Origin of the sequence: Pseudomonas sp. BT76 TE3572 (genome assembly GCF_050435365.1) — a bacterium.
GTDB classification, from domain to species: Bacteria; Pseudomonadota; Gammaproteobacteria; order Pseudomonadales; family Pseudomonadaceae; genus Aquipseudomonas; species Aquipseudomonas fluorescens_W.
Window position 1 is genome coordinate 1752061 of record NZ_JBNDKE010000001.1, and the last position, 12711, is coordinate 1764771.

Sequence of the window (12711 nt, forward strand, 5' to 3'; positions counted from 1 at the left end):
GAGGTGAGCATGTTGACCACCAGTTTTTCCTGGAATGACCTGTTGTTCTTGCTTGATGGCGCCTGGGTCACTCTGAAACTCACGTTCTGGTCGATCATCCTCGGCTCCTTCGCCGGGCTGTTGTTCGGCTTGCTGCGAGCGCTGTTGCCACGCGCCAGCCTGCCACTGGCGTGGGTGCTGGACGTGTTTCGCAGCGTGCCGTTGCTGATCCAGTTTGTGTTGTTCAACTCGCTGAAAAGCATCGTCGGCTTGAACATCAGCGCCTTCAGCGTTGGCTGCATTGTGCTCGGGGTCTACGCCGCCGCGTACTTCACCGAGATCGTGCGCAGCGGCGTGCTGTCGGTGCCATTCACCGTGCGCCGGGCCAGCCGCTCGCTGGGCCTGAGCTTCCTCCAGGACCTGCGCTGGATCGTCCTGCCGATGGCCACGCGGGTGGCTTTTCCCGGCTGGCTGAACCTGGTGCTCAGCGTGATGAAAGACACCGCGCTGGTGATGTGGATCGGCATCGTCGAACTGCTGCGCGCTTCGCAAACCATCGTGACCCGCATTCAGGAACCGCTGCTGGTGCTGTGCATCGCGGGCCTCATCTACTACGTCATGAGCCTGGTGGTTGCTCGCCTCGGCGCTCGTCTGGAAAGAAGGTGGCAAGAAAATGATTGAGATCGACAACGTACACAAATCCTTCGGCAACCTCGAAGTGGTCAAGGGCGTCAACCTGACGGTGAACAAGGGCGAGGTGGTGTCGATCATCGGCGGCTCCGGCTCGGGCAAATCGACCCTGCTGATGTGCATCAATGGCCTGGAGCCGATCCAGAAAGGCAACATTCGTGTCGACGGTGTCGAAGTCCATCACAGCGCCACGGACCTCAACCGTCTGCGGCAGAAGATCGGCATCGTCTTCCAGCAATGGAACGCGTTCCCGCACCTGACCGTGCTGGAAAACGTGATGCTGGCGCCGCGCAAAGTGCTGGGCAAAAGCAAGGCCGAAGCCGAGGAACTGGCGGTCAAGCAACTGACCCACGTCGGCCTGGGCGACAAGCTCAAGGCCTTTCCCGGCAAGCTCTCCGGCGGCCAGCAACAGCGCATGGCGATCGCCCGCGCCCTGGCCATGTCGCCGGACTACATGCTGTTCGACGAAGCCACGTCAGCCCTCGATCCGCAATTGGTGGGCGAGGTGCTGGACACCATGCGCATGCTCGCCGAAGACGGCATGACCATGGTCCTGGTGACCCATGAAATCCGCTTCGCCCGCGACGTGTCCGACCGCGTGGCATTTTTCCGCAATGGTTTGGTGCATGAAATCGGCTCGCCTGATCAGGTTATCGGCAACCCGGTGCATGCGGAAACCGCGGCGTTTCTGAAATCAGTGAAATAACTAATGGCCCCATCGCGAGCAAGCTCGCTCCCACAGTGATCTATGTCGGTCACCAGTTTTGTGTACACCACCAAACCCTGTGGGAGCGGGCTTGCCCGCGATGAGGCCCTAACAGACAAAACAAGGAGCAGACAATGCGCTCATCAAAAGTCATCCATGTAGTGAGCTGTCACGCCGAAGGCGAAGTCGGCGACGTGATCGTCGGCGGCGTCGCGCCACCGCCCGGGGCCACCGTGTGGGAGCAGTCGCGCTGGATTGCCAAGGATCAGACCCTGCGCAACTTCGTCCTCAACGAGCCGCGCGGCGGGGTGTTCCGCCACGTCAACCTGCTGGTGCCGGCCAAGGATCCTCGGGCGCAGATGGCCTGGATCATCATGGAACCGGCCGACACGCCACCGATGTCCGGCTCCAATTCGCTGTGCGTGGCCACCGTGTTGCTCGACAGCGGCATCCTGCCGATGACCGAACCGCAAACCCGGCTGGTGCTCGAAGCGCCGGGCGGGCTGATCGAAGCGGTGGCTGACTGCCGTGACGGCAAGGTCGAACGGGTAGAAATCAAGAACGTGCCCTCCTTCGCTGACCGCCTTGACGCCTGGATCGAAGTGGAAGGCGTCGGCTCATTGCAGGTCGATACCGCGTACGGCGGTGACAGTTTTGTGATCGCTGACGCCAAGCGCCTGGGCTTTTCCATTCGTCCTGATGAAGCGGCGGAGCTGGTCGAGGTCGGGCTGAAAATCACCCGCGCGGCCAATGAACAACTGGGCTTCGTCCATCCGCTGAACCCCGAGTGGTCGCACATTTCCTTCTGCCAGATCGCGGCGCCCCTCGTCTATGAAAATGGCATCGCCACCGGCGCCAACGCGGTGGTGATTCAACCCGGCAAGATCGACCGTTCGCCCACCGGCACCGGCTGCTCGGCGCGCATGGCGGTGCTGCAAGCCAAGGGCTTGATGCAGGTCGGCGAGCGTTTTATCGGCCGTTCGATCATCGGCTCCGAGTTCCACTGCCGCATCGATTCGCTGACGGAAGTGGCCGGACGCCCGGCGATCTATCCGTGCATTTCCGGCCGGGCCTGGATCACCGGCACCCACCAGTTGCTGCTCGATCCAAGCGATCCGTGGCCACAAGGCTATCGCTTGTCTGACACCTGGCCGGGTGCCTGAGCACAGCCTTACAAACCCTCACCAAAAAACTCTGACAAACGGCTAGTAAAAACCCCCACGAAACTGAAAAAAGCACTGGCCGAGTCTTTTCACTTGAAATATCGTATACGAAATACAATTAACGAACCGGAGGCAACAATGAGCAAGCGCATTAACTGGAGTGGCGTCTTCCCAGCGGTGACCACTCAATTCAACGACGACTTCTCCATCAACCTGGAAAAAACCCACCAGGTGATTTCCAACGTGATCCGTGACGGCGTGTCGGGCCTGGTGGTGTGCGGTTCGGTGGGGGAAAACACCTCGCTGACCGCCGAAGAAAAAATCGCCGTGACTGAAGTCGCGGTCGACGCTTCCCGCGGCCGCGTGCCAGTGATCTGCGGTGTGGCCGAATTCACCAGCATCGCAGCGGCCAAAGTCGCCAACGCCGTGCGCCGCGTGGGTGTCGACGGGGTCATGCTGATGCCGGCGCTGGTCTACGGTTCCAAGCCGTTCGAGACCGCCGAGCACTACCGCTACGTGGCGAAAAACGCCGACGTACCGCTGATGGTTTACAACAACCCGCCGATCTACAAAAACGACGTGACCCCGGACATCCTGATTTCCCTGGCCGACTGCGACAACGTGGTGTGCTTCAAGGACTCCTCCGGCGACACCCGTCGTTTCATCGACGTGCGCAATGAAGTGGGTGACCGTTTTGTGCTGTTCGCCGGCCTTGATGACGTGGTGCTGGAAAGCATCGCCGTGGGGGCCGAAGGCTGGGTCTCGGGCATGTCGAACGTGTTCCCGAAAGAAGGCGAAACCATCTTCCGCCTGGCCAAGGCCGGTCGCTTCGCCGAAGCCATGCCGATCTACGAATGGCTGATGCCGATCCTGCACCTCGACGCCCGTGCCGACCTGGTGCAGTGCATCAAGCTGTGCGAAGCCATTGCCGGTCGCGGCAGCGCCCTGACCCGTCCACCCCGCCTGGCCCTGCCGGAAGCCGATCGGGTGTTCGTCGAGCAGATCATGGCCAAGGCTCTGGCCAATCGTCCGGAACTGCCGGACGTCGGTCTCTGAGTGATCGCCGGGCGGGTCATTGAGGACCCGGCCCGGCTACCTGTCTTTGCGCCTCTACAGGAAACGTCAGCATGCCCAATCCTCACAGCACCGCCCGCGCAACCACACCTTCGGGACTCAAGCGCGTGGTGGCCGCCGCCATGGCCGGCACGGTCGCCGAATGGTATGAATTCTTTCTCTACGGCACCGCCTCGGCACTGGTCTTCGGCCAGCTGTTCTTCCGTCAAACCGACAGCCCGATCGATGGCATCCTCGCCGCCTTCGCTTTGTATGCCGTCGGCTTTCTCGCCCGCCCATTGGGTGGTCTGGTGTTCGGTCACTACGGTGACAAGTTCGGCCGCAAACGCCTGCTGCAACTGAGCCTGGTGGTGGTCGGCATCACCACGTTCCTGATGGGTTGCCTGCCCGGTTTCGACCAGATCGGCTACGCCGCGCCCGTGTTACTGGTGCTGCTGCGGCTGATCCAGGGTTTCGCCTTCGGAGGTGAATGGGGCGGCGCGATTCTACTGGTGTCCGAACACTGCCCGGACAATCGCCGAGGCTTCTGGGCCAGTTGGCCGCAAGCCGGTGTGCCGGCCGGTAACCTGGTGGCGACCGTCGCGTTGCTGCTGTTGTCGTCGAACCTGTCGGAGGAGCAATTCCTCGCGTGGGGCTGGCGCGTCGCATTCTGGTTCTCGGCGGTGGTGGTGCTGATCGGCTACTGGATTCGCACCAGCGTCGACGACGCGCCGATCTTCAAGGAAGCCCAGGCCCGTCAGGCGCAAAACAAGCAACAACAATTGGGTGTGGTCGAAGTGTTGCGTCATCACTGGCGTGCAGTGCTGGTCGGTATCGGTGCGCGGTTTGCCGAGAACATTCTCTACTACACCGTCGTGACCTTCTCGATTACCTACCTGAAGCTGGTGGTGCACAAGGACACCTCAGAGATTCTGTTTCTGATGTTCGGCGCGCACCTGCTGCATTTCTTCATGATCCCGCTGATGGGGTATCTGTCCGATCTGGTCGGGCGTAAACCGGTGTACCTGACGGGGGCGATCCTCACCGCGTTCTGGGGCTTCATCGGCTTCCCGATGATGGACACCGGCAACAACTGGCTGATCATCGGGGCAATCACCCTGGGCCTGGCGATCGAGTCGATGACCTACGCGCCCTACTCGGCGCTGATGGCCGAAATGTTCCCGACCCACGTGCGCTACACCGCGTTGTCCCTGTGCTACCAGGTGGCGCCGATCTTCGCCGGCTCGTTGGCGCCGCTGATTGCCCTCACCCTGCTCAACAAGTACCACAGCTCGACACCGATCGCCTGGTACCTGGTCTGTGCCGCGCTGATCTCCATCGTCGCCGTCGGGTTTGACTCGGGAAACCCGTGGCAAGTCGCTGCACCTGGTGGATAGCGAATCCGCTGCGCGGATCGCTGCCTTGGGCACCGCTGAAACCGCCAGCGCACGTCGGGGTGATTCGTTGGCTTGAGTTTCATACCTGCCAGTCAAGAACGTGAGACGAGCACAGTACCTGTGGCGAGGGAGCTTGCTCCCGCTGGGGCGCGAAGCGTCCCTAAAACCTGAAACCCGGTTCTTCCAGGCACACCGTTCTGCAGGTTTTACGACTGCTGCGCACTCGAGCGGGAGCAAGCTCCCTCGCCACAAGTAACCGTCCGACCATCGATCTCTGTTAACTGGCAATCATTAGGCCTGCCCCCTTTTCCGACAGGAGTTTTTCATGCCCCACATCATCGGCCACAACTACATCGGCGGTGCGCGCAGTGCCGCCGGCAACATCACCGTGCAAAGCCATGACGCCAGCACCGGTGAAGCACTGCCCTACGCGTTCATGCAAGCCACCGTTGAGGAAGTCGACGCCGCTGCCCAGGCCGCGGCTTTCGCCTACCCGACCTTCCGCAATTTGCCGGCGAGCCGCCGCGCGGAATTTCTCGAGGCCATCGCCGCGCAACTGGACGCACTGGACGATGAGTTCGTTGCCCTGGTCACCCGCGAGACGGCGCTGCCGACCGGGCGGATTCAGGGTGAGCGCGGTCGCACCAGCGGACAGATGCGCCTGTTCGCTCAGGTCCTGCGCCGTGGCGATTTCTATGGTGCGCGCATCGACCTAGCCTTGCCCGAACGTCAGCCACTGCCACGGGTGGATCTGCGTCAGTACCGGATTGGCGTCGGCCCGGTTGCGGTGTTCGGTGCGAGCAATTTTCCGCTGGCATTCTCCACCGCCGGTGGCGACACCGCGGCCGCCCTGGCCGCCGGTTGCCCGGTGGTGTTCAAGGCCCACAGCGGGCATATGGCGACTGCCGAGCTCGTGGCCGATGCAATCATCCGCGCCGCCGAGCAAACCGGCATGCCCAAAGGCGTGTTCAACATGATCTACGGCGCGGGTGTCGGCGAAGCGCTGGTCAAGCATCCGGCGATCCAGGCGGTCGGCTTCACCGGTTCGCTCAAGGGCGGTCGCGCCCTCTGCGACATGGCCGCCGCACGGCCTCAGCCGATTCCGGTGTTCGCCGAAATGAGCAGCATCAATCCAGTGCTGGTACTGCCCGAAGCCCTGCAACTGCGGGGCGAGAAAATCGCCCGCGAACTCGCCGCGTCAGTGGTGCTCGGCTGCGGCCAGTTCTGCACCAACCCCGGATTGGTGATCGGCATTCGCTCCCCCGAATTCAGCGCATTTATTGAATCGCTCAGCGCGGTAATGGCCGACCAACCGGGGCAAACCATGCTCAACGCCGGCACGTTAACCAGCTACGCCAAGGGTGTGCAGGCGCTGCACGCGCATCCGCACATCAGCCACCTGGCCGGCCGCGAACAACAGGGCAAGCAGGCCCAGCCGCAGCTGTTCAAGGCCGACGTCAGCCTATTGCTCAATGGCGATCATCTGTTGCAGGAGGAAGTGTTTGGCCCGACTACCGTGTTGGTGGAAGTGGCCGACAAGGCCGAGCTGCAACAGGCGTTGCAGAGCTTGCACGGCCAACTTACCGCCACGCTGATTGCCGAAGCCGCAGACCTGCAAACCCATAGCGAACTGCTGCCGCTGCTTGAACAGAAAGTCGGCCGGGTACTGTTCAACGGCTACCCGACCGGCGTCGAAGTCTGCGATGCGATGGTGCATGGCGGTCCCTACCCCGCCACCTCCGATGCCCGTGGCACCTCGGTCGGCAGCTTGGCCATCGAGCGTTTCCTGCGCCCGGTGTGCTACCAGAATTGCCCGGATGCACTCTTGCCCGAGGCACTGCAAAACGCCAATCCGCTGGGCATCGCCCGTCTGGTCGACGGCAACAGCCACCGCGAACCGCTGTAAAACCAAACGGGCGCCACTGGCGCCCGTCTCCCTTCAGTCCAGCAGTGCTTTCAAGTCGTTGTACAAGGCTTCGGGAATCTGCACGCCCTCCACCAAACTGCGTGCTCGCGCCTCGTAACGCCGTTGCGACGGCAAGCGTGCGCCCTGCCCTTGTATGCTCTGGAACATGACTTCGGCACGGGCCAGGTGCTGCTCGGTGGCCTCACCGAGAAAGCGTCGCGGATCGAGGGCGATGATCAGCTCGCCATGGTACGGCGACGACTTGCTGCCCGCGTCGTACGCCAGCGATTCAGCGCTGGTCAGGTCACCAATCAACGGCCCGGCGATCAACTCCACCATGGCGGCCAGCGCCGAGCCCTTGTGCCCGCCGAACGTCAGCATCGCGCCGGCATCGAGCACCACGTTCGCATCGGTGCTTGGCTGCCCTTCAGCGTCCACCCCCCAACCTTCGGGAATCGCTTTGCCGGCACGCCGATGCAACTCGATCTCGCCACGGGCAATCGCACTGGTGGCGAAGTCGAACACAAACGGATCCTTGCCCGAACGCGGCCAGCCAAACGCAATCGGATTGGTGCCGAACACCGGTTGACTGCCCCCCGCCGGCGCGACCCAGGCATGACTCGGATTACACGCCAGCGCCACCAGGCCGGCAGCGGTCAGTTGCTCGATCTCGACCCACAGGGCAGAAAAATGCACACAGCGATTGATCGCCAGCGCTGCAATCCCGTTTGCCCGGGTTTTCTCCTCCAGTAAGGACAGGCCTGCCTGAAACGCCAATTGGGAGAAACCACCCGCCGCATCGACCCGCACGATCGAAGGGGCCTGGTCGATCACCCGTGGCTCGGCATCCGCCACCACCTTGCCGGCCCGGAGCGAATTCACGCATCCCAAAACCCGGTACAAACCGTGGGAGGCGCAGCCATCGCGCTCGCCGGCAATCACCGTGGCGGCCACCGCCTGAGCGTGGGCAAGGTTGAAACCGTTGTGCAGCAAGATCGATTCGGCCAGCTCGCGAGCTTCGGCCAGAGACAGTCGTTTCATCATCAACTCCTTGGACAGACCGCCCAGACTGGCCCATTCCAGACGCCACGGCTTGATCGCTTTAGGCCCGGTCGACGACGAATTCAGCACATCCCGGCAACCCGACCATTCGTCGGCTGGGCCGCGTACTACCCCTTGACACCGATTGAGCTCTGCGCGAGTATTATTTCAATCGCATACGATACAAACGTATACGACAGACAGCCACCACCTATTGAAACGTTGAGGATTCATTCCATGAGCAAGATCGAAAAAGTACTGTTTACCGGCAAAACCCACACCACGTTCAGCGACGCAACCCGTGCCCACGGCAACCTCGACATCGAGCTGTCGTCGCCAGGTGACGCAAAACCGGCCCACGTATTTGCAGCCACCCAAGCGCACCCGACCGCCGAGCAACTGTTCGCCGGTGCGTGGTCGGCCTGCTACATCTCCGCCATCGAACACATCGCCAAGGCGAAAAAAGTGCTGCTGCCGGCCGATGCGTCTGTCGACATCGAAGTCGATCTGGGCCAGACCGGTCAGGCTTACTTCCTTCAGGCTCGATTCTTTGTCCGCTTGCCGGGCGTGGCACACGACGTCGCAACCGCACTGGCGCGCGCCGCACACGAACTTTGCCCGTACTCGAAAGCGACGCTGGGCAACATTGACGTGGCGGTGAACGTCCTGACGGCGTGAAGATCGTTTTAATCCATTAAATATATCGCATGCGATATAAGCGCATGCGAAAACAATAGAAACTTAGGAAATCATCATGAGCAAGATCGAAAAAGTACTGGCCACCGGCAAAACCCACACCACCGTCAGCGACGCTGGCAACACCTCGCGCGGCCATGACGGCAGCCTCGACATCACCCTGTCGACGCCCGGCATCACCAAGCCAGCCCACGTGTTCGCCGCCACCCAGCCGCACCCGACTGCCGAGCAACTGTTCGCTGGCGCCTGGTCGGCCTGCTACACCGCCGCCGTCGGGCTGGTGGCCGGTGAGATGAACGTGGTGCTGCCGTCGGATTTGTCCGTCGACATCGAAGTCGATCTGGGTCAGACCGGCCCGGCCTACTTCCTTCAGGCTCGATTGACCCTGCGCGTGCCGGGTTTGCCGCGCGACATCGCGACGACACTGGCGCACACCGCCGATCAAATCTGCCCGTACTCGAAAGCAACGCGGGGTAACATTGACGTGGCCCTGAACGTCCTCACGGCTTGACGCACCGCGCGGCGTTGCTATCAATCGGCATAGTCGATACGCCACATATATCGTATGCGCTTTAAGCGCATACGAATTACAAATCCAAAAAAGTTGAGGACTCAACCATGAACAAGATCGAAAAAGTCCTGGCCACAGGCAAAACCCACACGACATTCAGCGACGGTGACAACTCTTCCCGCGGCCTCTCCATCCAGCTCTCGTCCCCGGGAAACCCTAGACTGGCACAAGAGTTCGCAGCCGTTGTTCCGCACCCCACGGCAGAGCAGTTTTTCGCCGGCGCATGGTCGGCCTGCTACACCGCTGCCGTCGAGCTGGCGGCGAAAAACATGAAGGTGACGCTGCCGCCTAATATGGCGGTTGATATTGAGGTCGATCTGGGCCAGACCGGTCCGGCCTACTTCCTCCAGGCCCGGCTGACTCTTCGCGTGCCAGGTTTGACGCAAGACGTCGCGACAGAGTTGGCGCACGCCGCAGACCAGATCTGCCCGTATTCGAAAGCAACGCGCGGCAATATCGGCGTGGTCATCAACGCCCTGACAGCGTGATGCACCGTACGACCGGTTCGACTTTCGCCGTCGAACCGGTCGCCACCGTCAGTTAGAGTCGTTCCGACACAATCGCATACGAGGTATATTTCGTTTTTTTGCGAGCCATCCGTCTTTGGCCAACGAGGCTGTACATGAAACCCACCGACAACGCCGTCCCCGACAACCTGAAGCTCTCCGAATTCCTGTGTTTTGCGGTCTATTCCACCAACCTGGCCTTCGGCAAGGCTTACAAGCCGATACTTGAACAGCTTGGGCTGACCTATACGCAATACATCACCATCGTCGCGCTGTGGGAGGAAGACAACCAGACCGTCGGCAGCCTGGGTGAGAAGCTGTTTCTCGAATCGAACACGCTGACCCCGATCCTGAAGAAGCTGGAAGCGATGGGCTTTTTGCAAAGGCAGCGCGACCCCGAGGACGAACGCCAGGTACGGATCAGCCTGACGAAGAAGGGTCGACAGCTGCGCGAAAGCCAACCGGAAATGGGCCTCGCCGACGCGACGGGGCTGACGCTCGACGAGTTCACGACCCTGCAGAAGGCGGTCGTGAAGCTGCGCAACAATCTGATCAAGTCGACGAAAGCCGGGGAATGAGTCGGCACGCCGATCTGGATATTTTCGCCTGCGAACTAGCGCACAGTGTCATCGCGCACCACCCCGCGCTCCTCGAGCAAGCGCACAAACATGGTCAGGCTTTGCGACACCGTCCCCCGGCGCCACACCAGCCAGGTGCGCAAATAACGGAACGATTCCGATAGCGGCCAGACGCTCACGGTGGTGCATCCGGGCATGCTGTTGAGCATGCTGCGGGGCATCAGCGCCAGGCCTGCACCGGCGCTGACGCACGCCAGCATGCCGTGATAGGACTCCATTTCGAAAATCTTGCCGGGCACCGCCGCGTCCTTGGCGAACCAACTTTCGAAGTGATGTCGGTAAGAGCAATTGGAGCGGAAGGCATAGATGTTTTCGCCATTAACATCCCGCGCGCGATGAATAGGGGAATGGTTGAGCGGTGCGATCACCACCATCTCTTCCTCGAACGCCGGCACGCCTTCCAGTGCCGGGTGCAGCACCGGTCCATCGACAAACGCTGCCGCCAATCGGCCCGACAACACCCCGTCGATCATCGTCCCCGAAGGTCCGGTGGACAGGTCCAGCTCGACCTTGGCGTGCTTCTGGTTATACGCGGCCAGGAGCCCAGGAATGCGCACCGCAGCGGTACTCTCCAGTGACCCCAGCGGAAACGATCCCTGCGGTTCTTCGCCCGCCACGGTGGCGCGTGCCTCCTGGACCAGGTCGAGAATGCGCCGGGCATAGTCGAGGAAACTCCAGCCGGCCGGCGACAGGCGCAGGCGGCTCTTCTCGCGGATAAACAGGTCCACGCCCAGATCCAGCTCCAGCTGCTTGATCCGCGTCGTCAGGTTCGACGGCACCCGGTGGATGTGCTGAGCCGCCGCGCTGATGCTGCCGTGTTCTGCGACGGCTTTGAATATTTCCAGCTGAACCAGATCCAAGTCATTCTCCAAACGTGAACGATATGCTCAGTATTATTCAGTTTCCAGAAAACAAACGCCACCGTAACCTGAGCACATCCCCACCTCGCAGGACGGTGCCATGACTCAAGTTTCCAGCCTCACCCATGCCATTTCGATCAACCCTGCCAACGGCGAGCAGATCGGCCACTACCCTTTTGAATCTGCATCGGCACTGGATGCCGCCCTGTCCCGCGCAGCTGCCGGGTTTCGCGCCTGGCGCAGCAAACCGGTTGATCAACGTTCGCAGTTGTTGACGGCGCTGGCGCGGGTATTGCGCGACAATGCCGCCGCGATGGCGAACATGATCACCCTGGAAATGGGCAAGCCGATCACTCAGGCCCGCGGCGAAATCGAAAAGTGCGCGCTGCTCTGCGAATGGTACGCCGAACACGGCCCGGCGATGTTGAGCGCCGAACCGACGCTGGTTGAAGGTGGAAAAGCGCGCATTGAATATCGCCCGCTCGGTCCGATTCTCGCCGTAATGCCGTGGAACTTCCCGATCTGGCAGGTCCTGCGCGGCGCCGTTCCAGCGTTGATCGCCGGCAACACCTACGTGCTCAAACATGCCCCCAACGTGATGGGCAGCGCTTATCTGTTGCGGGAAGCCTTCAAGCAAGCCGATTTCCCCGAAGGTGTCTTCGAGGTGATCAATGTCACGCCCGACGGCGTCTCCACTGCAATCGCCGATCCCCGCATTGCGGCCGTGACCCTCACTGGCAGCGTGCGAGCCGGCATCGCCATCGGCGCTCAAGCCGGTGCGGCGTTGAAGAAGTGTGTACTGGAACTAGGCGGCTCCGATCCGTTCATCGTCCTTAACGATGCTGACCTCGACGAAGCGGTCAAAGCCGCCGTGATTGGCCGCTACCAGAACACCGGGCAAGTTTGCGCGGCGGCTAAACGCTTGATCGTCGAGCAAGGCATCGTCGAGGAATTCACGCGCAAGTTCGTCGAAGCCACGCAAAAACTGCTGGTCGGTGATCCACTGGCCTCCGACACTTACATCGGCCCGATGGCTCGCTTTGATCTGCGTGATGAACTGGATCAACAGGTGCGCGACACCCTGGAAGAAGGCGCGACGCTGTTGATGGGCGGCAAGAAGGCTGAAGGCCCTGGCAACTTTTACGAGCCCACGGTTTTCGGTGATGTCACCGACCAGATGACCTCGTTCAAACAGGAACTGTTTGGCCCGGTGGCCTCGATCATCACCGCGCGCGATGCGGCGCATGCAATGGCACTGGCGAATGACAGTGAGTTCGGCCTCACTGCAACCATCTACACACGCAACGTCGAACTCGCCGAGCAGATGGCCGGTGAATTGGAAACCGGTGGCGTGTTCATCAATGGTTATTGCGCCTCCGACCCGCGAGTCACCTTCGGCGGCGTGAAGAAAAGCGGGTTTGGCCGTGAACTCTCGCATTTCGGCGTGCGCGAATTCTGCAATGCCCAGACCGTGTGGCTGGATCGTCGCTGATTGCATAACGATG

Annotated in this window: 12 protein-coding genes and 1 pseudogene; 11 read left to right on the forward strand and 2 right to left on the reverse strand. The window is 61.4% G+C overall.

Annotated features, from left to right (window positions below):
• Positions 1 to 9: 9 nt before the first annotated feature.
• From ABH912_RS07895 to ABH912_RS07920, 6 genes and pseudogenes are all read left to right on the forward strand, one after another.
• Positions 10 to 660 carry an amino acid ABC transporter permease gene (locus tag ABH912_RS07895; protein ID WP_008157201.1) on the forward strand — a complete coding sequence of 217 codons (651 nt, stop codon included), beginning with the start codon at positions 10 to 12 and terminating at the stop codon, positions 658 to 660.
• Positions 653 to 1375 carry an amino acid ABC transporter ATP-binding protein gene (locus ABH912_RS07900; protein WP_008157200.1) on the forward strand — a complete coding sequence of 241 codons (723 nt, stop codon included), beginning with the start codon at positions 653 to 655 and terminating at the stop codon, positions 1373 to 1375. Before ABH912_RS07895 ends, ABH912_RS07900 begins: the two co-directional genes overlap by 8 nt.
• Before the next feature lie 134 nt (positions 1376 to 1509).
• Positions 1510 to 2538, forward strand: coding sequence for a trans-3-hydroxy-L-proline dehydratase (locus tag ABH912_RS07905; protein ID WP_076030925.1), 1029 nt, complete (start codon positions 1510 to 1512; stop codon positions 2536 to 2538).
• Positions 2539 to 2676: 138 nt separating this feature from the next.
• Positions 2677 to 3594 (forward strand): dihydrodipicolinate synthase family protein, encoded by a 918-nt coding sequence (locus tag ABH912_RS07910; protein ID WP_033056590.1) that lies wholly within the window; start codon positions 2677 to 2679, stop codon positions 3592 to 3594.
• A gap of 71 nt (positions 3595 to 3665) precedes the next feature.
• Positions 3666 to 5064: pseudogene (abaF, locus tag ABH912_RS07915) on the forward strand (fosfomycin efflux MFS transporter AbaF).
• A 249-nt stretch (positions 5065 to 5313) separates the two neighbouring features.
• Entirely contained in the window at positions 5314 to 6894 is a 1581-nt protein-coding gene (locus tag ABH912_RS07920; RefSeq protein ID WP_429510296.1) for an aldehyde dehydrogenase (NADP(+)), read from the forward strand.
• 33 nt (positions 6895 to 6927) lie between these two features.
• On the opposite strand, the gene ABH912_RS07925 is transcribed toward ABH912_RS07920, so the two are convergent.
• Positions 6928 to 7935, reverse strand: coding sequence for an Ldh family oxidoreductase (locus tag ABH912_RS07925; RefSeq protein WP_429513069.1), 1008 nt, complete (start codon positions 7933 to 7935; stop codon positions 6928 to 6930).
• A 237-nt stretch (positions 7936 to 8172) separates the two neighbouring features.
• On the opposite strand from ABH912_RS07925, the gene ABH912_RS07930 reads away from it, so the two are divergent.
• From ABH912_RS07930 to ABH912_RS07945, 4 genes are all read left to right on the forward strand, one after another.
• Positions 8173 to 8613, forward strand: a complete 441-nt coding sequence (locus ABH912_RS07930) for an Ohr family peroxiredoxin (protein WP_429510297.1) — start codon at positions 8173 to 8175, stop codon at positions 8611 to 8613.
• Between the two features lie 76 nt (positions 8614 to 8689).
• A complete protein-coding gene (locus ABH912_RS07935) occupies positions 8690 to 9142 on the forward strand; it encodes an Ohr family peroxiredoxin (protein WP_429510298.1) in 453 nt (150 codons plus the stop codon).
• A 107-nt stretch (positions 9143 to 9249) separates the two neighbouring features.
• Complete coding sequence (locus tag ABH912_RS07940; protein WP_429510299.1) at positions 9250 to 9690, forward strand: Ohr family peroxiredoxin; 441 nt, start codon at positions 9250 to 9252, stop codon at positions 9688 to 9690.
• A 134-nt stretch (positions 9691 to 9824) separates the two neighbouring features.
• Positions 9825 to 10286, forward strand: coding sequence for a MarR family winged helix-turn-helix transcriptional regulator (locus ABH912_RS07945; protein ID WP_033056604.1), 462 nt, complete (start codon positions 9825 to 9827; stop codon positions 10284 to 10286).
• 35 nt (positions 10287 to 10321) lie between these two features.
• Here the strand turns inward: ABH912_RS07945 and ptrR are convergent, their stop codons facing one another.
• Positions 10322 to 11206: a putrescine utilization regulator PtrR gene (gene ptrR, locus ABH912_RS07950; protein ID WP_033056607.1), complete on the reverse strand. Its 885-nt coding sequence runs from the start codon at positions 11204 to 11206 to the stop codon at positions 10322 to 10324.
• 100 nt (positions 11207 to 11306) lie between these two features.
• On the opposite strand from ptrR, the gene ABH912_RS07955 reads away from it, so the two are divergent.
• On the forward strand, positions 11307 to 12698 hold the full coding sequence (locus ABH912_RS07955) for an aldehyde dehydrogenase family protein (protein ID WP_429510300.1): 1392 nt from the start codon (positions 11307 to 11309) through the stop codon (positions 12696 to 12698).
• The last annotated feature ends 13 nt before the right edge of the window (positions 12699 to 12711 follow it).